Below are 23,708 nucleotides of genomic sequence, written 5' to 3'. Positions count from 1 at the left end.
AAACAATGAAAAAACTTATATTCCTTTTATCACTTTGCATATATGCAGCAAGTGTATCTGCACAATCAAAATTTGAACAGGACAGGGCAGCAATTAAAGCTTTAGCAGGCTATTACAAAGTAACTTTTAATTATGCGGAGACCTTTGCTCCTGATACTGCTTACAAATTTTACCCACGCTATCATTCATGGGGTTACGAATGGGCAACAATAGTAGAAGATTCTCCCAAAAAGATTGCTATACAGCACCTTTTGGTTGTTGGGGACAGCACCGTTATTAAACACTGGCGCGAGGACTGGGTTTATGAACAACCAACCATTTTAACTTACGAAAAAGATAACACCTGGAAAAAAGTCACTCTGAAACCTGCCGATATAAAAGGGCGTTGGGTACAAAAAGTTTACCAGGTTGATGACAGCCCTCGTTACGAAAGCATTGGTACCTGGGTACATGTAGATGGCAGGCATGAGTGGCAAAGTAAAACGGATTCGCCGCTGCCGCGACGCGAGTTTACCAAACGCAGCGACTACAATGTGCTTAACCGTGGAAACCGTATATATTTAACTGCTAATGGCTGGATGTACGAGCAGGACAATAATAAAGTAGTGCGCGACGCAAACGGCGACAAAACCATTGCCCAGGAAAAAGGCTACGAAGAATTTACCAAGGCTGACGAAGCTAAATTTGCTTACGCCAAAAAATGGTGGGCCGGCCAGCAAAGTTACTGGACAGATGCGCGTGCCGCATGGGACGCCGTTTTCGCTAAAAATGCCACTATTAAATTAACCGGCAAAAAGGATGGCAAGTTACTTTACGAGCAGCTGTTTGCTTTGGCAGAAAAGTCTGAAAAAGAAAAATGGACTTCTGACAAGAATAAACAAGAGACCATAAAGGTTATTAACGCCTACGTTAACGCGTCTTAATATTTTCATCTACCTGTGAACAAAGAAGGCCCTGCAAATGCGGGGCCTTCTTTTTTTAAATGATTTGTCATCCTGGGCGATAGCGAAGGATATATTGTACAACATGCATATCGGCGATTAGATGGTTCACGATGTTCAGCATGACAAATAAGAGATTACTTCACCCCTTTCAAGGTAGCAGTAATTTTACCGCACTCTAACATATCATCGCCGTAATAAGGGTTGCGGATATCCTCAGATTCGCTTAACCAAGCCGCTTTCTTCATAGGGCAATATTGCTGATAAACGGTAGTACCATTCAATTTTAAACCTGATAAAAGGCTGTACATATTTTTTGACAGACTCTCGAAGTATTGGCGCTGTTGGTCTATCATCGTGGTTTGGCTAATATGGCGGCTATCGGACTTTAATTTATTAATATAGGTAGCCCATAGTTTTTGCTGGGCGGGCTGTAAGCCTTTTACCGGTGTAGAAAGCGCAGCGACCAACTCTGCCGAGCGGCTTTTTGCCAGCGTGGCATTATTTGCTACCAACGCATTTTTAACATCAATGTACGCCGCGGTCACTTTATCAATAGCCGTGCTTTGTGCTTTTGTCATCACAACAGACAGAACAAGGATGAGACATAAAAAGATCTTTTTCATTCTATACAAACGCTAATTTATGAAATTTAATATAAGCATTTACTCCTGCACGCCCGGATGGCGGTTAAATAAGATACCAAATACTATAGCAAATAACGAATACATTGCAGCTAATATCCAAATAGCAAAAGGCATATTAGCATCAGCCAATATAGCTTTAACCAGTGCTATTGCCCCAATAAAGAAGTGTGCGAAATTCCCAATAGCGATTGGCCTGTTATATATGCCTCCTATTATAGCCCCTTTGGCCATCCAGTTGATCATCGCGAAGCCGAAGTAAAGCCCGCCCATAATTTGAATACCAAGCGCGAAATATTTGTTGGAGCCTATGCCTATATAAGCGCTCATTTCTTGCGGGAAAAACATGAGGCTTGTACCTGCTATAGCCAAAAACAAAGCACTTAAGATCATAACTAATTTAGTGTTCATATAGATAAGATAGGTTTAAAAAGAATAAGTATTATGAATAGACTTTGATGATCTTTTTACATCCTGCCTCTATAAGTTTAAAAACCGGCGCGAACTGGGTATCATTATAATATGGGTCGGGGACTATACTATCGCCTAAAAGCAGTTTTACCTTACCCCTATCTTCAATATTACGCGCAAGAGCGAGCACATTAGCGAGGTTGCTCTTGTCCATCACCAATATCAGGTCGAAGTCATCAAAATCGCTCTCACGAAATAGCCTGCAAACCTGTTTGCTGATGTCGATACCCTGATCGGCGGCCGCTTTTATTGACCGCCTATCGGGAGCGCGGCCAATATGCCAGTCGCCCGTACCTGCCGAGTCAATCTGCCAGTCGAGCCCGGCTTCATTTGCCAAATGCTGCATTATACCCTCCGCCAATGGCGAACGGCATATATTACCCAGGCAAACCATTAAGATTTTCATTTTAAAATTGTTGTAATGTTAAAAGGTTGAAAAGTTGTAATGTTCCTAACCTTTCAACATTACAACTTTTTAACCTTCAAACTACGCTCCAAATATCTGGTTCAACAAGCCGGCTAACCTCACGCCACCTTTAACCAATTGGTTGTTAAGTGTGCCTATGTAATCAAAGTTGTATTTGTATACGTTTACCTTATCACCGTCTTTTACGCCGGCGTAAATTTTGGTAGCTATCTGGCTCGACTCAAACAACCACTGGCTTACCGGCGCTTTTTGCCAGTTTTTAATTTGAGCAGCAGTTGGGTGGTTTATCCAGCTTACATATTCGGTATAACTCAACTGCTGAAAGTCTATCAGCTGGCTATCCCAAATGGAGTGCAGGTTGGTTTGGTTATTAAACCAGGTCAGTTTAATATCATTGCCACCTTTATCGGCAGTATGGGCAGTATGCATTGGCTGGTGAACGTCCTCTACAATGTGTATCAGCATACGCAGGGCAAGCAGTTTGTTGGCTTTGGGCAGATTTTTCCTCCTTAGCTCACCAATTAAAAAATTCATTTTGGTGTAGGCATCCGTCGCAGTATCCTGTTTTAAAAACGCCTGCATTTCGGGGTAGCTGTACTCTTTATCAAAATCGATATAATGCCATTCCGAAAGGTATTTATATTGCGGGTCCGATTTAATGAAGTCGGCCCAGTTGCTGGTCATGGCAATCGATTCGTTTCCTAAAATGGCTTTAACAGCGGCGCGAGCTTTAGCGTTTAGGTAGCTATCTGCAATTTGCCCGCTAATGCGATGGCCGTTGGTGCCCCATGCCATGCTTTTTGCCGGCAGGTAAATAATGGCTATGCCTAAAATGATCTTTTTAAAAACACTGATCTTCATATTTTTTACAATGGTTTTGGTGTGCAGGTGTTTCTTTTTACTAAACGGGTATTAATGGCGATTACGCTTGATGTGGGATTAAACTGAACAACTGAATCGGTCTTCTTGACTATCTTGAACCTTTCTTCATAAATCCCCGAACGAAAGCAGCCGGTTGGGTCTTTATAGGTATAATCGGCATTGCAGAACAGGCCCCTTACATGCAACGTATCGTTACGCTGATCGTAAACACCTTTGGCATATTCTGTCCATTGGCCGCCTTTGGTGCAACTATCGGCACCGGCGTTTGCTTTGCTGATAGTTTTGATGCTCACAAAAAACGAATCGCAGTTAAACTTAAGATTATATAAAGAATAACTTACCAATTGTTGCTGCATTGTTACACTATCCTGCTGCCACTCGCCCTGCAGGTAGCTCTCACCCGGCGTTTGCATATCGGGGTTAAACTTGCAGGATAAATAGCTTAAAGCACAAAGCAGAAAGGTAAAAGCAATTAAGAAAGATCTTTTCATGCGATGGATAAATAAAAAGCCCCTCTCTTGCGGAGAGGGGTTCAGTATGTGGTCTTTCTACTTTAAGCTTCCTATCATATCTTCAGGGCGCACCCACTCATCGAATTGCTCGTTGGTTAGGTAACCCAGACCAACCGCTGCTTCTCGGAGAGATTTGTTTTCTTTTAATGCTGTTTTGGCAATTTTGGCTGCGTTCTCGTAACCGATGTGCGGATTAAGCGCGGTTACCAGCATTAGTGAGTTCTCGAGGTGCTTTTTAATGCCATCATAGTTTGGTTCGATACCAACGGCGCAATGATCATTAAACGACACGCAGGCGTCGCCAATTAACCTTGCCGATTGCAGGAAGTTGGCTGCCATAACCGGTTTAAATACATTCAGTTCGTAATGTCCGTTTGAACCACCGATAGAGATGGCAACATCATTACCCATAACCTGTGCGGCAACCATGGTAACCGCTTCGTTTTGAGTTGGGTTAACTTTACCCGGCATAATAGATGAACCCGGCTCATTATCCGGTATATGGATCTCACCAATACCCGAGCGCGGGCCCGATGCCAGCATCCTGATGTCGTTAGCGATCTTCATTAACGATACCGCAATTTGCTTTAAAGCGCCGTGGCTTTCTACAATAGCGTCATGAGCGGCAAGGGCTTCAAATTTATTTTCGGCAGTAATAAATGGCAAGTTGGTAAACTTAGCGATGTACTCGGCTACCTTAACATCATAACCCTTTGGGGTATTGATGCCTGTGCCTACAGCAGTACCACCAAGGGCAAGCTCGCTCAGGTGATCTAAAGTATTACGCAACGCCTTTAAGCCGTGGTTTAATTGCGATACGTAGCCCGAAAACTCCTGGCCCAGGGTAAGCGGCGTTGCATCCATTAAATGGGTCCGGCCAATTTTTACCACGCTTTTAAAAGCTTCAGATTTTGCCTGCAAAGTATCGCGCAGTTTTTCAATACCCGGGATGGTTACATCTATCAGGATCTTGTACGCCGCGATGTGCATTGCAGTTGGGTAAGTATCGTTAGATGACTGCGATTTGTTCACATCATCATTCGGGTGTATAAAAGTTTTACCCTCGCCTAAAGTATTACCCTGCAAAACGTGCGCGCGGTTTGCAACCACCTCGTTCACATTCATGTTAGATTGTGTACCTGAGCCCGTTTGCCAGATCACCAACGGAAACTCGTCCGCCAGCTTACCTTCCAGTATTTCATCACACACTTGTGCTATCAGGTCGCGCTTTTCGGCAGGCAGTACACCAAGATCCGTATTGGTGTAAGCCGCTGCCTTTTTCAGATAAGCAAAAGCTTCTATAATTTCCTTTGGCATACTTGCCTCGGGGCCAATTTTGAAATTATTACGTGAGCGCTCGGTTTGTGCACCCCAATATTTGTCGGCCGGTACCTGTACCGCGCCCATGGTATCATGTTCGGTTCTGAAACTCATATGGATAGTATGTTTTTTCAGCGGCAAATTTAGGGTTTTATGTGAGTTTAAGCTAACAGTTTAAGGCTTTTGTTTGGTACATACCTAACCCTTTTTATAAATCAGGGCAAACTCCTTTGCAAAATCGGCAAGTTTCACTTTACCCAAAGTTATCGGGATATGTTTGTCATAATCTACCCGGAGCGCCCCGCTGTGTATGCTGGCGCCAAGTTCCACAATGTTTTTTACAGCGTGGGGCGGCATCCCGGCTTGTAATAATGAGTTTTCGGTTTGCTCATCTGTAAATGTTAGCCAGCTGTTTATTTGAGGTTTATCTATTGCTGCGCCCAATGTTTGTGCTACTTCATTTGCGGTCATATCATCGCTGGCTATATAGCGTATACTTCGGATGTTACCGGTAGCTACCAATTCTTCGGCAGCTACGTCGGCAATATCTGCAGGTGCAACCATAACCAGTTTATCGTTACCACCATAGTTTGCGCCTATCATACCAGTGTGTTTTATCATGTCAATAAAATTGAGCAGGTTATAATAAAAGTAACCCGGTCGCAGGTGCGTAATGGAAACACCCTGTAATTTGTTTAAGATATTTTCGGCATAATGGGCCCCTAAGATGTATCCCGTACCTTTGTCCAGATCGGCACCGTAGCTGCTCAAATGCACTACCCGCTTAATACCTGTCTGCTTAACTGCGTTAACATAATTATTGGCAAGTCTGCTATAATACTCAACCTGGTTTTCTTCGGCATAGTTGGGCGGCACCATCGCGAACAAAGCGTCGGCACCTGCAAAAGCAGCAGTCAAAAAGCCGGCATCTTCGAGCGAGCCAATAGCAGCATTTGCGCCTAAAGCTTCAATATCTTTTTGCTTATTGGCCTTGCTGCTAATTACAGTTACTTCGTGGCCTTGTCTAATTAACTCTTGTGTTAGCGGTTTGCCGATGTTACCTAACGAACCTGTTATTATAATTTTCATGGTATTGGGTTTTGTTTACCATGCAAAGGTGAGCAAGCATTTAGGGTGCAATGTATCCTAATCTATCTTTGTTGTAGCCTTTTCTTATGATGCTTTAATTAAATGATTGGCGAAATGCTAAAGGTGAGATATTGGTTTTACTTTTAAACAACTTACTAAAAGATTGCGAATGCTCGAAGCCAAGTTGGTAGGCAATTTCGCTTACCGAGAGGCTGGTAGTCGATAACCTTTCCTTCGCCTTTTCAATCAATTTATTGTGTATGTGTTGCTGCGTGCTTTGCCCTGTTAGCACTTTTAAAACCCCGCTTAAATAATTAGGCGATACATTCAACGCCTTTGCAATATGCTGCACTGTTGGCAATCCATTAACTGACAGATCATCGCCGCTAAAATGCCCGGTTAATAGTTCCTCCAGTTTGGTAAGTAGCTGGTGGTTGGATATTTTGCGCGTAATAAACTGCCGTTGGTAAAACCTATCGGCATAAATAAGTAAAAGCTCTATTTGAGCTATGATCACATTCTGACTAAACTTATCTATGGTAGAAAGATATTCATGATGAATGTTTTGCATAATGCCGGCAAGCATCGCTTCCTCCTTATCTGAAAGGTGCAGTGCCTCGTTTACCGCATAACTAAAATAATCGTATTGCTTTATGGTTTTTGCAAGCGGGGTATTCCAAATAAAATCCGGATGTATCAACAGAAGCCACCCAGTATGCTTCAGATCTCCCTCCGCTTCTATAGAGAAAACCTGCCCCGGCGAAATAAAGATCATGAGGCCTTCATCAAAATCATACTGTTGCTGGCCGTATTTTATTTTGCCGTTAAAATTCCGTTTCAACGCTATAGAATAAAAATCGTGTACCAAAGCTTTAGGCTCTTCATCGGCCAATTTTTTAATATCCTCAAAATTTATAACGCTTACCAACGGATGCTCGGGTTTAGGCAGGTCCATTAGTTTATGGTAGGCGGTAATGGTTTTTATATGGTAAGGATGCACGCTTTTCATAATAGTCTTGAATTAGTTGATTAAAGGTCGGAAATATGTTGATCCAATATGTAGCCTAATCTATTTTTAGTGTAACTAAATCCCCTAAGTATCGAAGCAGTATTCGACCTTCAAAAAAAGAACCCCAGTGTTCACGTTCACGTTTGCACAACCAGCCACTGTTTTCACAAATTGCTCATTATCAATAATTACAGGCTAAAACCACTGACAAGGTCCTGACACCACATATATCAATTATTATCCTAAAAAACTTAAATCCTCACCATTAATACTTAAATCCTCACCACAGATAGCCCTGCCGCTTGCCCGACCTTTGTTTCAATAATTTAAATGAAACAAGATGACAACACAATCAGAAACACCAGGCATGGTAAAGGGCCTTACATCACAAGAACGTAAGGCCATCGAGATATTTTACGGCGCATGGAAAGCCAAACAGCCCGATCTGCTCGACATGGTTTGTACGCCCGACTGGAAAGATATTCCACTGGGGCCGGGGCAGGTTGATGGCCCGCAGGGATTAAAAGACATTATTACTTACTTTACATCTGTACTGCCCGATGTAGAGATCGTTATCCACGAGATCTTTGGTACGCACGAACGCGCCGGGGTTAGGGCATCCATCGTATTTACCCATAACAACGAAATACTGGGCATACCCGCGACTAATAAAAAGGTAAGCATTGCCCTGCACGAGTTTCACTACCTAAAGAATGGCAAACTAACCCACACCTGGCACCTCGAAGATTGGTTTGGCCTGCTCATGCAAAGCGATGCCTGGCCCCCAAAAGGCCTTAACAAAAAATAACTTTAATTAATAAAAATGAGCATTACACATAAAACAGCCGTTATAACCGGCATAAGCAGCGGCATTGGCCTGGCGCTTACCAAAAAATTATTAACCGAGGGCTACAGGGTTATAGGCACAACCCGCACGGGAAGCATCAACGGCCTTAAGCATGAACAATTACAGTTGGTATCGTTGGATATTACAGATGATGATAGTTTAAAAACAGCGGCTAATAACATCATAAAGCTTGCATCATCAGACATTGACCTTTTAATAAACAACGCGGGTATCGCGCCCGATGTATTCGCGGTGAAGCCGGAGCCGGTTAGCTTTACCCAAACCATTGCCACAAACTTAACAGGCACCGTGTTTTTTACCGAGGCGTTAATTGAGCACTTAAATAGCAACGCTCAGGTAATTTTCATAAGCAGTAATATGGCGCTACCCCGCAACGCGGCAGCTAACGGCCCGGGCTACAGGTTATCTAAAGCGGCCATAAATATGTATGCCGCCATGCTTGCCGAGCGACTGAAAACAAGCGGCATCCGCGTTACACCAATGCACCCGGGTTGGGTTAAAACAAAACTGGGTGGCAATAGCGCGCCTTTTACTACCGAACAATCTGCCGATGCGCTTTACCGGGGCATAAGCACAAATACACAAACAGGGAAATTCTGGAATGCGGACACCCATAGTATTGAGGAATACTAAAAGTTGATAAAGCAGAAAGCCTCTCAAATGAATTGAGAGGCTTTAATGTATATGTAGTTTTTACTATTCAACAATATCCAATGCTTCCGGCTTTTCGGTAACTTTTTTCCAGATGGTGTACCCGCCATACATAAATATGCAGGCAATAAGCATATAAACCCAAACCGGGATATCGCGCCCGGCAATTATGATATAGGTGTATGGCACGCTGAAGAAAATACCGGCCAGTAATATCAGTAAGGTAATAGGCTTTTTGGCGCGGAGGTTTCTGACCAAAAAACCAAGGCTGGTAAAAAGCGATACCTTGCTAACCAGGTAAAGGCAGCCCAATAATAAAGGGTCAACGTCGTGCTTGTCGCCAAGTTCAATAACCCATTCTTGTAGTTCCGTTAGGTATTCTGTCATTAATTGCAAGGTATGAATTACTTAACGGTAATTTACCAAGTTTAGCGCATTGTTATTTTGGCAGGCCCTGCTTTCTTTTGCTGGTAAGGTACTTACGCAGCGGCATATCATAAAAAACCATTATCAGGTAAGCAAACGCTACCATCACTATCATCCCCACAATAATAATAAGCGTAAGCTGAGCAGTGGCAGGTTTGTTTGCGGTATAATAGTTGCCGTAAGCCCATATTACGGCGTAATGCGTCATATAAAGCGGGTATGAAATATTGCCGGCAAACTGGTAGAACTTTCTTAGCCCCGGCTTTAATACGGCACCGGCACCAAGCGCAACCAACAGCGGGAAATAGAATAACACTACTAAAGGTTCGGTAAGCCAAACCCATTTGTTAAAGGGCATAACAAATACAAGCATCAACAAAATGCTCAACCCTGTAAAGCCCAGTTTATTTTTGATGATCCATTGACTACGATAAACCAACAGGCCTGCTAAAAACGAATAACTGATGCGTGCGCTGCCATCCCAAAATGTGCCGCCGCTCCATCCGCCTATAACATTGCCGGATCTGTAGGCGATGAAGCAAATACCAAAAGCCGCAAGCAAAGTAAGTACGAGCAAGAGTTTTGGCTTTACCCGCCAAAGTACGAACGCGTAAAAAATATTGGCCACATATTCCCAAAATAGCGACCATGCCGGGGCGTTAAAACTAAACAGATTAAACGCCCGCTCCTGCATTACCGGGTATGGGATAAGCAATACAGAACTTAAAAATATCAGGGCTATTTTGCCTGCGCTATAACCGTTAGGGAATACAACAAACGGATCGAACAAGAAGGCCAGCAAGCCCAGCACCGACCCTAATACCACCAGCGGATGCAGGCGGATGATGCGAGATTTAAAAAATTCGATAACACCCATTTTGCTAATACGGTCGTCATAAGCATAGCCAATAACAAAACCCGACAGGCAGAAAAAGAAATCGACCGCGAGGAAGCCGTGGGCGATAAAGTTTTTTTCGGGCGGATAAACCATCTCCATAAAATGGAAACACACAACTGATAGCGCCGCCACCCCGCGTAAGCCGTCTAATATTTCGAAATGTTGTTTGGTTTTTAATATTTCGGGCGTAGTTGTCTCCATGTATTTCAAAAGCCAATAAGCAGCTAAATGCGAGTGTACACAAAATAAGCTAATTTTGCAGAATGAATTTACAGGCATCAAAAATACTTACCCGGTCTAACTTAGTGAATGGCCTGTTAATAGCTTTATTCCTGCTTGTGCTTTTTGTGCCATCTGTAAAGGGCTTGTTTATTCGCGGGCTAATGAAGGTTGGCTTCTTTCAGCCGGATATTGCCCAAACCATTGATACGCCTGTGATGCTTCCGCCAGTTATATTTGAGGGAGCTGATGGCCATATGCTGAATTTGCAGGGGCAAAGGGGTAAAGTAGTGTTCATTAACTTTTGGGCTACCTGGTGCCCGCCATGCGTAGCCGAAATGCCTTCAATTAATGAGCTTTACGGAAAGCTCAAGGACAACAAAAACATCGTTTTTATTATGGTAGATGCCGATGGCGATTTCAACAAGTCGGCGCTGTTTATGCTTAAGCATAATTACACCATGCCGCTTTACCGGGTTACAGGCAACTTTCCTGAAAGTTTATTCAAGGGCACACTTCCTACAACCGTCATATTTGATAAACAGGGCAAAATGGTTTTCCGCCACGAAGGCAGTGCAGATTATGGCGGGACTAAAGTTTCTGATTATTTGCAGCAGCTGGCTAAGTAATTAGTATGTTTTAATTTCGATTGTAGAGATATAACTATTGTTAAATTAATCAATAGATTTAAATTAATATTTCGATTTAAACTCTATGATTATTTCTCGAACATTTAAACCAAAACGAAATGATAATATATATCATTATTGTGATGCAAATGCCTTCTTATCCATCTGCACTAATAAAAAGATACGATTGAGTGATGTATTCTCAATGAATGATTATTTTGAAATGCATTGGGGATAATCCATTTGGGAAAAGGTCGCAGGAAGCCTAATAAAGGAATTGGGCTTTGAATTTATTGATAGTATAGACCAAATTATACATGCCTCAGGTCTTAACGGCCTAATTGTTTCATCAAGCTTTTCTCAAGAAGAGGATGTTTTAAGTCAATGGAGAGCTTACGCAGATGACGGTAAGGGGTATGTCATAGGTTTTAAAGCGTCTGACATGACAAAAATGGCTGTAAGGCCTCTAGAGGTATTGTATGACGAAAAACTTCAAATTCAAGAACTTACAGCTTTAATTAGAGCTTTTCATCATGTAGAGTCGAAAGAATCAGAAAAATTTGGGAATGATTTTTTTAGAACGTGCCATAATATCGCTTTCGATTTAGCCGCGTTTATAAATCCTGCATTTAATGAGGAGAAAGAAATCAGGCTTGTTCACTTATTGAATTTTGAACAATCAAATGATTTCATGAAATTAAAAGATATCGGCGGTCATGCTTTTGGAAAGAAAAAGAGTCCAGAAACTATTCAATTTAGAACTCGTGGATATGGAATATTGCCTTTTATAGATATTGATTTTTCAAATGAAGGAAAAGTCAACCCCATAAAAGAAGTTGTTATAGGGCCGAAAAATCAAATGTTGCCGACTGCTATTTCCGTATTTCTTGAAACTATTGGTATTGGCAAAGTAAAAATAAAACGCTCTACAGCTTCCTATCGTTAAGTATCAACTTATTTGCAGCAGCTGCTGGCTAAGTAATTAGAACGCTTCGTTCAGGCCTAAGAAGAAACCGCGCGCGCCATAATTTCCCCATGCATAATCTAAACAAAGGTTGGTACGGGTGGCTTTGTTAAACAATACACGCAAACCGGCACCGTATCCGGCCTGCCACCTTTCAAATAGCTTGGTGCCCAGCTCATCATTAGCGGTTTGCACATTTACAAATGCTACGCCGCTTAAGAATTTATTGTTGGTGATGGGGAATCGATATTCCATTTCAGAATAATCATACTGTGTGCCTTTAAAGTAACCTGTGGTATAACCACGGCCGCTGCGGAAAGAGCCGTCTTTAGCAGTTCCGGGCAAATCCAGGTATGGCAAAGCGCCGCTGATGAGGTACGAGCCCCAATTCCAAAAGGCTATCACATGCTCGGGGTGGCTTTCAGACAAGCTGATGTATTTCCTGAAATCGGCAGTAAATTGTAACGCGTTTTTCGAACTGCCCATCCATGATTGGTTAACCCTGAAACCCGCGTCAACATAAATACCTTTATAGGCGCGGTTCTGGTTATCGCGGGTGGTATATTGTACGTTAAACAACAAACCACTGGATGTGTAATGATCGTTGTTGAAGCCGTAACGTTCGTTGTAAATGGAATATGGTGTAGGCACCTCTGGGGTACTAACGTCGGTTATTTTACGCCGCAGATCAAACGATACACCGGCGCCTAAAAACAGGTTTTTCTCTATCTCTTTGTAAACCTTTTCGCGGAAACTGTAAAACTGCGAATGAATGGCGTAACCTTTACGGTTTGGGTTAGTTAATATGGCATCGTTTACGTTACCTGTAGCCCCATTGCCAATACCGAGGCCAAAATCGGGCGTAACGGTTTTAGCGGCGACCAAACTACCCTGAAAATTCCAGCGGTTGCCCGGTGTAAATACGTTGTGATTGATATAAAAATAGATAATGTTTTTTGTGGTGATAGATGCCGATGTTGCCGCTACAGACATAAATGTACCGGGCTCGGTACCCAACACCCTGCCTGCAACAGCCTTGATACCAATCTGCGACCCAATACTGGGGTTTGACGCGATGTTTGGGATTATGGTTATACCCGACGATTTTTTAACGACAGAATCGGGTTTCTTTTTAGGGTGAAAAATATCGCTAAACAGGTTACCCACATCATATTGCTTAGAAAGGTCTGCCGGTTGCGGTTTATGGTTTTTATTAGTATCGGGCGCTGCAACTGTAACCTTTGTAGAATCTGCTGCTACTTTTACCTGGCCATGAGCCATGTTAGCTGCACCCAATACGGCAAATATTACAAATATTGCCCGGAGTAAATTCCTGCTGATGTGGTATGTATGTGCTATGTTCAATTTAATGTCGCTGTGTGTTGAGTGAAAAATCAACTGTTAATACTTTAAAACTGTAACAAGTGTTTTAATTTAATAACAGTTATGACTGTAATATGTTTAAATATCAGCCAGTTCTACCCAAACCGGGCCGTGGTCGCTTGTTTTTTCCCACCCGCGCACATGGCGGTCAACACCTGCTGTTAATAGCCGTTTATCCACATCGGGGCTAAGCAGAAAATGGTCTATCCGTAAACCCGCGTCGCGGCCGTATGCGTTCCTGAAATAATCCCAAAAAGTATATATCACTTTATCGGGGTTAAGCTTACGTATCGCATCCGTCCACCCTTGGTCAACAAGGTTTTTGTAAGCCGCCCGGGTTTCGGGCCTAAACAAGGCATCTTCTACCCAGCGTTCGGCCTTGTAGGCATCAAGTTCGGTTGGTATAGCATTATAATCGCCGGTTAGTACAACAGGCTTACCGGATGCCAGCAGGCCAGCGGCATGCTCGGTAAACCGCTCGAACCATCGCAGCTTGTAATCAAATTTAGGCCCCGGCGCGGGGTTACCGTTTGGCAGGTATAGGCAGCCTATGGTAATACCATTTACAATAGCCTCAATGTAGCGGCTATGTGTATCGTCCGGGTCACCGGGCAGGCCGCGTTGCGTTTCCTCTATCTCGGCATTACGGGCTAAAATGGCTACGCCATTCCAGCTTTTCTGGCCATGCCAAATGGCTTTGTAACCTATGTCGTTTATAGCCTTTAACGGAAACTTTTCATCCGGCGCTTTTAGTTCCTGCAGGCAGGCCACATCGGGCTTTGTTTCTTCCAGCCAGCGCAGCAGTACAGGCAGGCGGCCATTTATTCCGTTAACATTATAAGTAGCTATTTTCATATGGTTTACTTTACAAAGATGCTGCCATTAGCTTTCATCACGTAATCTTATTATTTTGTCGCCGGCAAAAGTAAAGGTCGATCTTCCCGTTAAGTTCAGCTCATCGCCTTGCTTCATGCCATTAGGCAGATCGATGGCTAAAACACCATGATAGGCGATATCAATTATAATTTGGTTAACAGCCTGCGTTAAATTGGCAATTGTTTGCTTTCTGCTGCTAAACAGATCAACAGCCTGTAATGCCTGGTTACGAAATTCTTCTATTCCGTTAAGCGTCATATTTACTTCTCCGCCAGATACGTTCTCAAACACTACCGCTTCATCCATATGAATAAGCATGCCTTCTATATCAAACTTATTATAAGCTTCTATATAGCTTTTAACAATAGATTCTAATTCATCCATAGCTTTTACTTATTTAATGCTTTTGCAATAGCTTTGTCGGTAACCTTCGCCATTATCTTATATCCTGCCGCGTTAGGATGCACGCCATCGGTAGTTAATTCAGCCCGTGTTCCTTTCTTATCATCTACAAGTGGTGTATAATAGTCGAGCAGAATCAGCTTATTTTTGGCCGCGTAAGCTGTTATGGCTTTATTAAGACTAATGATTTTTTCGGCCGGCTGAAGGCCTTTGCGCCAGGGATATTCGTTAATAGGCAAGTATGCACATAGTATAGGTTTGATGCTATGCACCCTGCACAATTCAACCATCGATTTGATATTATCTAAAATTCTCTCGTTAGTTACATGCCCGGTTGTGCCCGCAATATCGTTACTCCCGGCCAGTATAATTACGGCTTTGGGCTTTAATGATATTACATCCTGTTGAAACCTGATGAGCAATTGCGGGGCAATTTGTCCGCTAATACCTCTATCAATATAGTTTTTATGCGCTTCAAAATATTCGGGCATACGTGTTTTCCAAAATTCGAAGATGGAGCTGCCTAAAAACACAACGCGCTTTTCGCCGGGTGCCGGGGCGGGTAATGTTTTATTCTCCGCCTCGTAATGGCGCAGGTTGGCCCAGTCGTCGCTATAATCATTTTTAACGGTGGCGATATTTTTGGCAGAATCGGCTTTTTGCTGGGCAAATACCGGGGCTGTTAATAACAGCAATGGCAGCAGGTATGTTAATTTCATATTTAGTTTTTCGCGGGTAATTAACCTCAAATTTATCTACAGATAATATGCGGTGCAAGGTTTGTAAAGTAAAGAAAATATGGCTAAAAAATTAAATAGCACATTATAAACATGTTAGCCAACATTTAATTTTTTCTTGAGAAGTGTGTTAAACCAAACTTAGAGCGTACCGTCATACAGCCGATTTGCAAATCAAAAACACAACAAACCTTTAAAACAATTTTATGTACAAAAAACTCCTGCTGGTATGCGTATCGGCAATCACAATTCACACCGCAAAAGCACAAACAGAAAAAGGCAGCCAGATGATCGGCGCCAGTTTTGGGTTCTCAACATCAACCTCAAATTTTAAAACATTCGATGCCTCTATTAACGCCTTAGGCCCAACTCAACACAGTAAGTTTACAACTTACAACATTGGGCCCGATTACAGTTATTTTATCGCCGACAACCTCGACCTGGGCGCAGGTGTTTCTTACGGTTATTCAAAACAAGAAAATGAAGCGGGTTTCACTTTCCCTAACGAGCAAAGGTCACGCGCGTTTAACGCCGGCCTGTATTTGCGCAAGTATGTACTGTTTGAAAATAAGATAGGTATCCGTACCGGTCCTTATTTAAATTATAATATGACAAAACTTACTGCATTTGACAGCGGCAACCCTTCCTATTACAACAACACTAATAAAACTTACTCGGGCGGAATCGGGCTCGATTTTGTTTATTTCCCGGTAAAAAAACTTGCCCTTGCAGCCAGGATGGGTAACATCAATTACTCTCACCAAAAAATGGAGGGTTATACCGAGGGAACAAGCAATGGGTTTAACGCGAGTTTTGTAAATGGCGTTAATTTCTCCGTCAACTACGTATTTTAAAACCCTGCCTATACCTTATCATACATGCCCAAGCCCTTTGCATTGCTGCAAGGGGCTTTTTGTTGAACGGTCTGCTTTGTAACATTTCTATTTCACAAAATATTTGCAGGTTAATTTTTTCTTAATACATTTATCCTGACCTAATTAGAAACCTTAATAGTTGAAAAAGCTTTTCGCAATAGTTATGCTTGCTGTGCTTGTGTTTAACATGTGCGGTTACATGCTATTGTATCAGTATTTCATCAACCAATCTGACGCATTTGCCAATGAGCAGATAAGCAAAGGTTACTATAAGCCCGATGAACTTGTAGAAATTAAGATCCCTGTGCGGATGCCTTATGTACAGGAACAGCGCCGTTACGAAAATATCTCCGGCCAGATCCAGCTTAAGGGTAACTGCTATAACTACGTTGCCCTAAAAATGACGCGCGATACCATGTACGTAAAGTGTATCCCTAACTACACCAAAACAAAACTGGTTAACGATAACGTTATTAACGCGAAAGATATAAGCGATAGTCCGCTGGCTAAAAAGAACCACGTGCCCCTTGCCAAAAAGAGCGGTACCGATAATGATTTTAATTACGCCGTTACGTTGTTTAACCTCGCGGTGCCTGCCAGGGCATTGCAGGTGCCTTATATGTATATAGCGCCTAAACCGCTTACTGTTCACCTTACCGCGCTGGGCCAACCGCCCGATGTGCAGGCATAAATCCTATTCATAAATTTATTGGGGATGCTACTGCATGGCTTAGCCACTGCTGTATTGTATTTTGCTTCGGTTTAAACAACCCTCTTTGTTTACGCATTCCCCATTTTGTCTTATTTATTGATGATTTTTTATGCCTTACATAGCACTTGAAGACCATTTGCCGGGCATTACCGGCTTATTAGAATACAGCAAGGGTACCGCGCAGCCTATACGCGAACTTACCCAATTTTTATTGCGCGGACCATCAACTTTAACCGAGGCCGAGCGCGAACTTATTGCCACCGTGGTATCTTACGGTAACGAATGTACTTTTTGTACAACAGCCCACACAGCCGCTGCCGACCTGCTTGCCGGGGACGCCGCTATATCCGCGAAGGTCAAGCAGGATATTGATACCGCACCGGTTAGCCACAAAATGAAGGCGTTGTTAAAAATCGCATCGCTAACGCGCCAAAGTGGCAAAAGTGTAACAGCCGATATTGTACAACAAGCCAAAAACGCCGGCGCTACTGATGTGGAGATCCACGACACGGTGCTTATTGCCGCGCTGTTTTGCCTGTATAACAGGTATGTTGATGGCCTGGGTACCGCCCTCCCCGCCGACCCTGACTATTACAACGTTTTGGCCGACAGGCTTGTTAACCATGGCTATACCCGCCTGCCACAAGGGTACGATCATTTAAAAAAATAGTTACTCAACCCTAATTTAAACTTACTCACAGTGAAAAAACTTTTATTATTAATTATGTTCATGGCATCCCTTAATGTGTTTGCACAGGATGTTAAAATAACCGGTGCAGTTAAAGATGCCGCGGGCAACCCCGTTAGCAATGCCAGTGTTAACGTTAAAAGCAAAACCGTTGGCACAACTACCAATTCAAACGGTACCTTCAGCTTAAATACCAGCGGCATAAAACTGCCTTTTACCATCGTAATATCCGGCATTGGCTACGAGCAGCAGGACATAGTTATAACCACCCCGGTTACTCATATTACTCCCCTGCTAAATGTTAAAACCGTTATGCTAAACGAGGTAGTAACGGCTGCAACCCGTGTAAATCAAAGCAGCCTGCAATCGCCGGTCAGTATCGAAAAATTGGGACAGCGGGCCATTAAAGAAAACCCGTCTTTCACTTTTTATGATGGCTTGCAAAGCCTTAAAGGTATGGAAGCCGTTACCAGCAGCTTAACCTACAAACAGGTTAACACCCGCGGTTTTAACAGCACCGGCAACTCGCGCTTCTTACAATTGGTAGATGGGGTAGACAACCAAACGCCCGGCTTAAACTTTTCTGTTGGTAACCTTTTTGGTGCGTCAGATCTGGATATTGAGTCGGCAGAGGTAATTCCCGGTGCCGCGTCGGCGCTTTACGGGCCGGTGGCATTCAACGGTTTATTATCTATCAAAACCAAAGACCCATTTAAATATGAAGGCTTGGCCGTACAGGTAAAATCGGGCTTAAATCATATTAACGACCTCGCAACAGATTCAAAACATCTGCATGATTTTGCCCTGCGTTATGCTAAAACGTTCAACAATAAATTCGCGTTTAAACTGAATGGATCTTACCTGAGAGGTACCGATTGGTATGCCAATGACTATACCGATATAAGCGCATCTACCCCAGCTGATAAACGCGGCCCCAACAACCCCGCCCGCGACGCCTTAAATATTTATGGCGATGAGGTTACTAAAAACCTGCCTGGCATTGGCCTGGTATCGCGCACCGGGTACGAAGAAAAGGATCTGATGAACTATGATGTGTACAGCCTTAAATTAAACGGCGCCTTACATTATAAAGTAACTAACGATGTTGAAGCCATTTATCAATACAACTACGGCCGCGGTACCGCCAGCTACACAGGCAGCAGCCGTTTCGACCTGAATAATTTTGTATTGCAAACGCACCGCGCAGAGTTAAAAGGAAGCAATTTTTTTATCCGCAGTTATATGGTGAGCGAAAACTCGCACGACTCATACAACACCCGGTCGTTAGCGCAATTTATTAACCGCGATTGGGTGCAGGACCTGAATGGCAAAGTGGTATCGCCGGATAAGGCTGATGCCACCTGGTTCGATCGTTATGCCGCCGCCTTTGGTGGTACCATACCGGGTGTTACGCCAAACAATAACATTGCAGCACGCACCTTTGCCGACCAGGGCATGTTTATGCCGGGCAGTGCCGAGTTTAACAAATCAAAGGATGCATCTATCCATAACTATGGTTTAAGTGGCGCGGGCGTTTTTAGTAACAGTAAATTTTACCATACCGATGGGCAGTACGATCTTACAAAGGCTGTAAAGGTGGTTGAGCTTTTGGTTGGCGGCAGTTTCCGTAAATATTCTATGTTTACCAACGGCAGCTTGTTTGATGATAAAACCAACCGGATAAAGATCAACGAATACGGCACTTTCCTGCAGGCAGGTAAAAAGCTGTTTGATGACGATCTGAAACTAACCGCATCCATCCGCTACGATAAGAACGAGAACTTCAAGGGCAGCTTTACCCCGCGTTTTTCGGCCGTATACACCGTTGCCAAAACGCACAACTTTAGGGCATCGTACCAAACCGGTTTCCGTAACCCAACCCCTGTAGATCAGTTCATCCACCTAAATGTTGGCCCGATAACCATTCTTGGTGGCGCGCCAAATAACAGCGCCGATCTAAACGTTTATCAAAATTCATTTACATCGGCATCTGCAAACGCTTTCCAGGGGGCCGTTGGTGCGGCTATAGCAGGTGGCACGCCACCCCCAACAGCTATAGCGCAAAACAAAGATTTGCTGATAAAAGCAAACGTGCCATACATCAGGCCCGAGCAGCAAAAGGCCTTTGAGGTTGGTTACAAAAGCCTTATAAACGACAAGTTATTGGTTGATGTGAACTATTACTACAGCAAATACACCAACTTTATATTAAATACCGTGGTGCTAAACCCTAACAGCCCGGTATTGGGTGCCGATGGTAAAGTAAACCCTGCCGCTGCCGGCGACCTGGGTTCGGGCAACTTCCACCTTTACCAATTGTATACCAATGCTACTGATAAAGTGTCGGCACAAGGTTTAAGTTTGGGTTTAACTTACCTTATTAACAAAGGCTACATTCTTGGTGGTAACGGTACGCTATCATCATTTAACCTTGGCTCGGCAAACATCAATAACATTGCCCAATACAACACTCCACGCTACAGCACCAACATGACGTTTGGGAACGCCAACGTTGCCGAAGGTTTTGGCTTTGACGTGGCATGGCACTGGCAAACCGCTTTTGATTGGTACGGTACATTTACCAGCACAAGGCCGGGCCGCGTGCAGGCGTACTCCATGGTTGATGCGCAGATCAACAAAAAGATCCCGAAAGCTAACACCACCATTAAACTCGGTGGCAGTAACATATTTAACAAATACATTTCACAGGCATACGGTTCGCCGGCAGTTGGGGCAATCTATTACTTAGCCCTGGTGTTCGATAGCCCTTTAAAATAATATTAACATGAGTACATTAACAATTGACCAGCCGGCGGCTACCTCAAAAACAAGTACGGCATATTTAAGCGCGTTGTTCATCATTTGCTTTGTAAGCAGCGTACTGGGCGGTTCGGTTTCAACATTAATGTCGGTTTATCTCCCTGTGGTTGTTAAAGACTTGCAGGGAGCTTTAAAACCCGACGAACTAAACAGCGTAAGCGGCTTTATTAACGCCCTCTTTATTTTTGGCTGGGCCATTGGCGGCTTTACGTGGGGTGTTATCAGCGATAGGATAGGCCGTAAAAAAGCATTGCTTTGTGCCATTGGTTGTTATGGTTTATTTACGGTGTTAACGGGCTTTATGCCGCAATGGGCGGGCCTTGTAGTTTGCCGGTTTATGAGCGGTTTTGGCGTAGGCGGCGAATTGGTAGTTGCCTTTACGCTGCTCAGCGAAGTTTGGCCTGAGAAAAGCAAAGCTATCATCACCGGCATACTATCCATCGCGTTCCCTGTGGGTATATTTTCTGCCGGAGCAATCAATTACGTAGTACCATTGTGGCGAGAAGGCTTTTTTATAGGTGTAATACCGGTTACAATGGCCCTGATAGGCGCATTTGTAATTAAAGAATCTGCCGTTTGGGTGAACCACAAACAACAACCGCAGGCAGGCGCCAATAAACTTTTTGCACCGGCAAACCGCCGCAATGTTATACTGGGCTCGCTAATGTTTGGCACCATGTTAATAGGGCTTTGGGCGATATTTTCGTGGATGCCTACCTGGGTGCAAAGCCTGTTTACTACCGATGCGCCAAAACAACGCGGCTTAAGCATGATGTTCCTGGGCATGGGCGGCCTGGCCGGCGGCTTCTTTTCCGGCTGGCTGGTAAACCTGATGGGCCTGCGCAAATCAATGATGCTATGCTTTGTGGTTTGTACCGCACTGTCGTTCATTCTATTTAAAACCAACAGTACGTTTTCGCCAATAATTTATGGGGAGATAGCAGTGATGGCTTTATTTTTTGGAGCCAGCCAGGGAGTGCTATCGTCATACATTCCGCAGCTGTTCCATACAGGCATCCGTGCAACGGCTACCGGCTTTTGCTTTAATGTTGGCAGGTTGTTTACAGCAACAGCGGTACTGTTCATAGGTGTTTTGGTAACTACATTAGGTGGTTACGGCAACGCCATATTCATCTTTTCGCTGGTATTTGTACTGGGGCTGATCGTAATGTTTTTTGTGAAAGACAAAACAGGCACAGCCAACGTAAGCGAGATAAATATTTTAGCAGATAACAATTAAAAAAAAATTATATGGCACACATTAATGTTCCTGAAGGCGTACCAGGTATCCGGTCGCTGGTAATGTTCAGGCCCGAAACAGGGCAGCACCTTTATGAGCTGGCCGAGGTTTTATTGCGCGGCGAATCTCCCCTATCGCAAGCCGAGCGTGAATTGATAGCGGCTTATGTATCATCGCGTAACGAATGTATGTTTTGCATGAGCAGCCATGCCGCTGCTGCCCGCTGCCTTTATGGCGATGGCGACACCACGGTTGATGATGTTTTAAAAGATATGCAGCAAGCCAACATCAGCCCAAAAATGAAGGCGCTGCTGCACATTGCAGGCAAGGTACAGATATTAGGCAAGGAGGTAAACACGGAGGATATTGAAGCTGCCCGGGCAATTGGCGCTACAGATAAGGAACTGCATGATACGGTTTTGATAGCAGCATCGTTCAGCATGTTTAACCGCTATGTAGACGGATTAGCCAGCCTTACCCCTACAGACCCCGAAGCGTACAAGGAAATGGGCAAGCGAATGGTACAGGGATATGCTTTACCAAAAAAACAATAAACATGGCATATATAGAACTGAATAACGAACTGCCCGGCATCCGCGGTTTAATGGCGTACCGCCCCGAAACAGAGAAACCCCTGAACGCGCTTGCCGAGGTGTTGCTGCGCGATGATAACAATAGCTTATCGCGCGGCGAACGGGAGTTGATAGGCACCTACGTTTCTTACCTTAACGACTGTTTCTTTTGCCAGAATGTGCATGGCGCTTTGGCCGGCCACTACCTGGGCTGCGATATTGACGAGGTAGACGCTATTAAAAAAGATTTCTCATCGGCAAACGTGTCGCCAAAAATGAAGGCATTACTAAACATTGCCGCAAAAGTGCAGAAAGGTGGAAAATACGTAACCGCAGAAGATATTGACAGGGCGCGGGCAGCAGATGCAACCGACAAAGAGATACATGATACAGTATTAATAGCAGCGGCCTTTTGCATGTTTAACCGCTATGTAGATGGCCTGGGTACCTGGGCGCCTCAGGACAGACAGTTTTACGTAAACCGCGCGCCTCAGCGTGCCGAAGAAGGTTACCAAAGCAGCATATATAAGTAAAGACCTTTTAACATGAGTGAGTAAGTGATTAAAGCTTAAAGCCCCCTCGCGAAAGCCTGGGGGATTTTTGGTTATCTCAATTAATTAGGAGTCAGCGTGTTTTACTTTTTTACGCTATAAAGCAACCTCAAATGGATACTTATCGTATAAAAGGAATATAACCCCTATTAATAACTATATGAAATCCACTTTCTTGAAATTTGGTGCTGTTGCCATGATGGCGAGCGCTGCCCTAACATCCTGCACTAAGGATAAATCCGCAAACACTGCATCAAGCGCCGATGTAGCCTTTGCGATGACCGCAGACAACGCTACATCAAATGTATCCACAACATCAACAGGCGGCTTGCAAGTTAATGTAACCCCCATCTCTAACGCAAGCATCAAATGGACATCAGCCATCGCCAACGTTAGCCGCTTTATACTGGAAGCTAAAAAGAACAACCGGGAAGTTGAGGTCACCACGAAAAACATTAGCAATCTTGACCTGCTGACGTTGGATCCTGCAACCGTTACCGCAAAGATAGATACCGGAACTTACAAAGAAATTGAAGTAAAAGCGTTCCTGTTAAAATCAACAGGTGCAGATATTCCGCTTACCCTTAAAGGCACATTTACAACAGCAGGCGGCGTGGCTGTACCTATTGAGTTTGATTACAATGATAACGCCATACTAAAAACCGAGGCAGAGAATGTAACCGTTGATGCAACTACCAACGTTACCGCTAAGTTAAGCTTCCACTTAAATAGGTTGCTTACAGCTATCCCCTCCAGCCAGATAGACGCAGCTACACGCACCAACGGCACAATTGTTATAAGCAGTACAAGCAATACTGCCATTTACAACAAAGTGATTGTAAACATGCTTTTAGCGTTTGAAGCCCGCGGCTTTGAGCACCATAAAAGATAAGAGACCTAAT

Annotated in this window: 27 protein-coding genes; 13 read left to right on the top strand and 14 right to left on the bottom strand. The window is 43.7% G+C overall.

The window, feature by feature from the left end; all coding sequences use genetic code 11:
• Positions 1-5 precede the first annotated feature (5 nt).
• Positions 6-923 (top strand): DUF6607 family protein, encoded by a 918-nt coding sequence (locus tag ACFQZI_RS17640; RefSeq protein WP_377144835.1) that lies wholly within the window; start codon positions 6-8, stop codon positions 921-923.
• A gap of 155 nt (positions 924-1,078) precedes the next feature.
• On the opposite strand, the gene ACFQZI_RS17635 is transcribed toward ACFQZI_RS17640, so the two are convergent.
• From ACFQZI_RS17635 to ACFQZI_RS17600, 8 genes are all read right to left on the bottom strand, one after another.
• Positions 1,079-1,567: a DUF3347 domain-containing protein gene (locus ACFQZI_RS17635; RefSeq protein WP_377144834.1), complete on the bottom strand. Its 489-nt coding sequence runs from the start codon at positions 1,565-1,567 to the stop codon at positions 1,079-1,081.
• Positions 1,568-1,606: 39 nt separating this feature from the next.
• Complete coding sequence (locus tag ACFQZI_RS17630) at positions 1,607-1,996, bottom strand: hypothetical protein (protein ID WP_377144832.1); 390 nt, start codon at positions 1,994-1,996, stop codon at positions 1,607-1,609.
• A gap of 31 nt (positions 1,997-2,027) precedes the next feature.
• Positions 2,028-2,462: a low molecular weight protein-tyrosine-phosphatase gene (locus ACFQZI_RS17625; RefSeq protein ID WP_377144830.1), complete on the bottom strand. Its 435-nt coding sequence runs from the start codon at positions 2,460-2,462 to the stop codon at positions 2,028-2,030.
• An 81-nt stretch (positions 2,463-2,543) separates the two neighbouring features.
• Positions 2,544-3,344 carry a S1/P1 nuclease gene (locus ACFQZI_RS17620; protein WP_377144828.1) on the bottom strand — a complete coding sequence of 267 codons (801 nt, stop codon included), beginning with the start codon at positions 3,342-3,344 and terminating at the stop codon, positions 2,544-2,546.
• A gap of 5 nt (positions 3,345-3,349) precedes the next feature.
• A complete protein-coding gene (locus tag ACFQZI_RS17615) occupies positions 3,350-3,856 on the bottom strand; it encodes a fumarate hydratase (protein ID WP_377144826.1) in 507 nt (168 codons plus the stop codon).
• Between the two features lie 57 nt (positions 3,857-3,913).
• Positions 3,914-5,311: a class II fumarate hydratase gene (gene fumC, locus ACFQZI_RS17610; protein ID WP_377144824.1), complete on the bottom strand. Its 1,398-nt coding sequence runs from the start codon at positions 5,309-5,311 to the stop codon at positions 3,914-3,916.
• A gap of 84 nt (positions 5,312-5,395) precedes the next feature.
• Positions 5,396-6,286: an NAD(P)H-binding protein gene (locus ACFQZI_RS17605; protein WP_377144822.1), complete on the bottom strand. Its 891-nt coding sequence runs from the start codon at positions 6,284-6,286 to the stop codon at positions 5,396-5,398.
• A 94-nt stretch (positions 6,287-6,380) separates the two neighbouring features.
• Positions 6,381-7,295 carry a helix-turn-helix domain-containing protein gene (locus tag ACFQZI_RS17600; protein ID WP_377144820.1) on the bottom strand — a complete coding sequence of 305 codons (915 nt, stop codon included), beginning with the start codon at positions 7,293-7,295 and terminating at the stop codon, positions 6,381-6,383.
• Positions 7,296-7,635: 340 nt separating this feature from the next.
• On the opposite strand from ACFQZI_RS17600, the gene ACFQZI_RS17595 reads away from it, so the two are divergent.
• Both ACFQZI_RS17595 and ACFQZI_RS17590 read left to right on the top strand, forming a co-directional pair.
• Positions 7,636-8,103 carry an ester cyclase gene (locus tag ACFQZI_RS17595; protein ID WP_377144818.1) on the top strand — a complete coding sequence of 156 codons (468 nt, stop codon included), beginning with the start codon at positions 7,636-7,638 and terminating at the stop codon, positions 8,101-8,103.
• Positions 8,104-8,118: 15 nt separating this feature from the next.
• Positions 8,119-8,796 (top strand): SDR family NAD(P)-dependent oxidoreductase, encoded by a 678-nt coding sequence (locus tag ACFQZI_RS17590; protein WP_377144816.1) that lies wholly within the window; start codon positions 8,119-8,121, stop codon positions 8,794-8,796.
• A gap of 63 nt (positions 8,797-8,859) precedes the next feature.
• On the opposite strand, the gene ACFQZI_RS17585 is transcribed toward ACFQZI_RS17590, so the two are convergent.
• Both ACFQZI_RS17585 and ACFQZI_RS17580 read right to left on the bottom strand, forming a co-directional pair.
• Positions 8,860-9,201: a hypothetical protein gene (locus tag ACFQZI_RS17585; RefSeq protein ID WP_377144814.1), complete on the bottom strand. Its 342-nt coding sequence runs from the start codon at positions 9,199-9,201 to the stop codon at positions 8,860-8,862.
• A 52-nt stretch (positions 9,202-9,253) separates the two neighbouring features.
• Positions 9,254-10,339 carry an acyltransferase family protein gene (locus ACFQZI_RS17580; protein WP_377144812.1) on the bottom strand — a complete coding sequence of 362 codons (1,086 nt, stop codon included), beginning with the start codon at positions 10,337-10,339 and terminating at the stop codon, positions 9,254-9,256.
• 62 nt (positions 10,340-10,401) lie between these two features.
• Here ACFQZI_RS17580 and ACFQZI_RS17575 point away from each other — a divergent pair, with 62 nt between their 5' ends.
• Both ACFQZI_RS17575 and ACFQZI_RS17570 read left to right on the top strand, forming a co-directional pair.
• Positions 10,402-10,986 (top strand): TlpA family protein disulfide reductase, encoded by a 585-nt coding sequence (locus ACFQZI_RS17575; protein ID WP_377144810.1) that lies wholly within the window; start codon positions 10,402-10,404, stop codon positions 10,984-10,986.
• Positions 10,987-11,263: 277 nt separating this feature from the next.
• Entirely contained in the window at positions 11,264-11,932 is a 669-nt protein-coding gene (locus tag ACFQZI_RS17570) for a DUF2971 domain-containing protein (protein ID WP_377144808.1), read from the top strand.
• Between the two features lie 36 nt (positions 11,933-11,968).
• Here the strand turns inward: ACFQZI_RS17570 and ACFQZI_RS17565 are convergent, their stop codons facing one another.
• The 4 genes from ACFQZI_RS17565 to ACFQZI_RS17550 form a co-directional block, all read right to left on the bottom strand.
• The gene (locus ACFQZI_RS17565) at positions 11,969-13,315 is read right to left on the bottom strand and encodes a BamA/TamA family outer membrane protein (RefSeq protein ID WP_377144806.1); all 1,347 of its coding nucleotides are present in this window, start codon (positions 13,313-13,315) and stop codon (positions 11,969-11,971) included.
• A gap of 96 nt (positions 13,316-13,411) precedes the next feature.
• A complete protein-coding gene (gene xth, locus ACFQZI_RS17560) occupies positions 13,412-14,188 on the bottom strand; it encodes an exodeoxyribonuclease III (protein ID WP_377144804.1) in 777 nt (258 codons plus the stop codon).
• A 27-nt stretch (positions 14,189-14,215) separates the two neighbouring features.
• Entirely contained in the window at positions 14,216-14,593 is a 378-nt protein-coding gene (locus ACFQZI_RS17555) for a nuclear transport factor 2 family protein (RefSeq protein WP_377144802.1), read from the bottom strand.
• Between the two features lie 5 nt (positions 14,594-14,598).
• A complete protein-coding gene (locus ACFQZI_RS17550) occupies positions 14,599-15,330 on the bottom strand; it encodes a GDSL-type esterase/lipase family protein (RefSeq protein WP_377144800.1) in 732 nt (243 codons plus the stop codon).
• A 224-nt stretch (positions 15,331-15,554) separates the two neighbouring features.
• On the opposite strand from ACFQZI_RS17550, the gene ACFQZI_RS17545 reads away from it, so the two are divergent.
• The 8 genes from ACFQZI_RS17545 to ACFQZI_RS17510 all read left to right on the top strand — a co-directional run bounded on the left by ACFQZI_RS17545 (position 15,555) and on the right by ACFQZI_RS17510 (position 23,698).
• Positions 15,555-16,202, top strand: a complete 648-nt coding sequence (locus ACFQZI_RS17545) for an autotransporter outer membrane beta-barrel domain-containing protein (RefSeq protein ID WP_377144798.1) — start codon at positions 15,555-15,557, stop codon at positions 16,200-16,202.
• A gap of 160 nt (positions 16,203-16,362) precedes the next feature.
• On the top strand, positions 16,363-16,914 hold the full coding sequence (locus ACFQZI_RS17540; protein WP_377144796.1) for a hypothetical protein: 552 nt from the start codon (positions 16,363-16,365) through the stop codon (positions 16,912-16,914).
• 130 nt (positions 16,915-17,044) lie between these two features.
• Positions 17,045-17,605, top strand: coding sequence for a carboxymuconolactone decarboxylase family protein (locus tag ACFQZI_RS17535; protein WP_377144794.1), 561 nt, complete (start codon positions 17,045-17,047; stop codon positions 17,603-17,605).
• 60 nt (positions 17,606-17,665) lie between these two features.
• Positions 17,666-20,401: a TonB-dependent receptor gene (locus ACFQZI_RS17530; protein WP_377144792.1), complete on the top strand. Its 2,736-nt coding sequence runs from the start codon at positions 17,666-17,668 to the stop codon at positions 20,399-20,401.
• A gap of 7 nt (positions 20,402-20,408) precedes the next feature.
• Positions 20,409-21,683 carry an MFS transporter gene (locus ACFQZI_RS17525; RefSeq protein ID WP_377144791.1) on the top strand — a complete coding sequence of 425 codons (1,275 nt, stop codon included), beginning with the start codon at positions 20,409-20,411 and terminating at the stop codon, positions 21,681-21,683.
• 11 nt (positions 21,684-21,694) lie between these two features.
• On the top strand, positions 21,695-22,237 hold the full coding sequence (locus ACFQZI_RS17520; protein WP_377144789.1) for a carboxymuconolactone decarboxylase family protein: 543 nt from the start codon (positions 21,695-21,697) through the stop codon (positions 22,235-22,237).
• 2 nt (positions 22,238-22,239) lie between these two features.
• Positions 22,240-22,788 carry a carboxymuconolactone decarboxylase family protein gene (locus ACFQZI_RS17515; RefSeq protein WP_377144788.1) on the top strand — a complete coding sequence of 183 codons (549 nt, stop codon included), beginning with the start codon at positions 22,240-22,242 and terminating at the stop codon, positions 22,786-22,788.
• Positions 22,789-22,966: 178 nt separating this feature from the next.
• A complete protein-coding gene (locus ACFQZI_RS17510) occupies positions 22,967-23,698 on the top strand; it encodes a hypothetical protein (RefSeq protein ID WP_377144786.1) in 732 nt (243 codons plus the stop codon).
• Positions 23,699-23,708 lie beyond the last annotated feature (10 nt).

The organism is Mucilaginibacter lutimaris (genome assembly GCF_042676625.1).
GTDB classification, from domain to species: domain Bacteria; phylum Bacteroidota; class Bacteroidia; order Sphingobacteriales; family Sphingobacteriaceae; genus Mucilaginibacter; species Mucilaginibacter lutimaris.
The sequence above is the reverse complement of the archived record's forward strand: the minus strand, read 5'-3'. Positions and strand labels throughout refer to the sequence as shown.

Coding starts and splice junctions, on each gene's coding strand:
- ACFQZI_RS17640 (WP_377144835.1), top strand. CDS start 6: ATGAAAAAACTTATATTCCTTTTATCACTTTGCATATATGCAGCAAGT.
- ACFQZI_RS17635 (WP_377144834.1), bottom strand. CDS start 1,567: ATGAAAAAGATCTTTTTATGTCTCATCCTTGTTCTGTCTGTTGTGATG.
- ACFQZI_RS17630 (WP_377144832.1), bottom strand. CDS start 1,996: ATGAACACTAAATTAGTTATGATCTTAAGTGCTTTGTTTTTGGCTATA.
- ACFQZI_RS17625 (WP_377144830.1), bottom strand. CDS start 2,462: ATGAAAATCTTAATGGTTTGCCTGGGTAATATATGCCGTTCGCCATTG.
- ACFQZI_RS17620 (WP_377144828.1), bottom strand. CDS start 3,344: ATGAAGATCAGTGTTTTTAAAAAGATCATTTTAGGCATAGCCATTATT.
- ACFQZI_RS17615 (WP_377144826.1), bottom strand. CDS start 3,856: ATGAAAAGATCTTTCTTAATTGCTTTTACCTTTCTGCTTTGTGCTTTA.
- fumC (WP_377144824.1), bottom strand. CDS start 5,311: ATGAGTTTCAGAACCGAACATGATACCATGGGCGCGGTACAGGTACCG.
- ACFQZI_RS17605 (WP_377144822.1), bottom strand. CDS start 6,286: ATGAAAATTATAATAACAGGTTCGTTAGGTAACATCGGCAAACCGCTA.
- ACFQZI_RS17600 (WP_377144820.1), bottom strand. CDS start 7,295: ATGAAAAGCGTGCATCCTTACCATATAAAAACCATTACCGCCTACCAT.
- ACFQZI_RS17595 (WP_377144818.1), top strand. CDS start 7,636: ATGACAACACAATCAGAAACACCAGGCATGGTAAAGGGCCTTACATCA.
- ACFQZI_RS17590 (WP_377144816.1), top strand. CDS start 8,119: ATGAGCATTACACATAAAACAGCCGTTATAACCGGCATAAGCAGCGGC.
- ACFQZI_RS17585 (WP_377144814.1), bottom strand. CDS start 9,201: ATGACAGAATACCTAACGGAACTACAAGAATGGGTTATTGAACTTGGC.
- ACFQZI_RS17580 (WP_377144812.1), bottom strand. CDS start 10,339: ATGGAGACAACTACGCCCGAAATATTAAAAACCAAACAACATTTCGAA.
- ACFQZI_RS17575 (WP_377144810.1), top strand. CDS start 10,402: ATGAATTTACAGGCATCAAAAATACTTACCCGGTCTAACTTAGTGAAT.
- xth (WP_377144804.1), bottom strand. CDS start 14,188: ATGAAAATAGCTACTTATAATGTTAACGGAATAAATGGCCGCCTGCCT.
- ACFQZI_RS17555 (WP_377144802.1), bottom strand. CDS start 14,593: ATGGATGAATTAGAATCTATTGTTAAAAGCTATATAGAAGCTTATAAT.
- ACFQZI_RS17550 (WP_377144800.1), bottom strand. CDS start 15,330: ATGAAATTAACATACCTGCTGCCATTGCTGTTATTAACAGCCCCGGTA.
- ACFQZI_RS17545 (WP_377144798.1), top strand. CDS start 15,555: ATGTACAAAAAACTCCTGCTGGTATGCGTATCGGCAATCACAATTCAC.
- ACFQZI_RS17535 (WP_377144794.1), top strand. CDS start 17,045: ATGCCTTACATAGCACTTGAAGACCATTTGCCGGGCATTACCGGCTTA.
- ACFQZI_RS17530 (WP_377144792.1), top strand. CDS start 17,666: ATGGCATCCCTTAATGTGTTTGCACAGGATGTTAAAATAACCGGTGCA.
- ACFQZI_RS17525 (WP_377144791.1), top strand. CDS start 20,409: ATGAGTACATTAACAATTGACCAGCCGGCGGCTACCTCAAAAACAAGT.
- ACFQZI_RS17520 (WP_377144789.1), top strand. CDS start 21,695: ATGGCACACATTAATGTTCCTGAAGGCGTACCAGGTATCCGGTCGCTG.
- ACFQZI_RS17515 (WP_377144788.1), top strand. CDS start 22,240: ATGGCATATATAGAACTGAATAACGAACTGCCCGGCATCCGCGGTTTA.
- ACFQZI_RS17510 (WP_377144786.1), top strand. CDS start 22,967: ATGAAATCCACTTTCTTGAAATTTGGTGCTGTTGCCATGATGGCGAGC.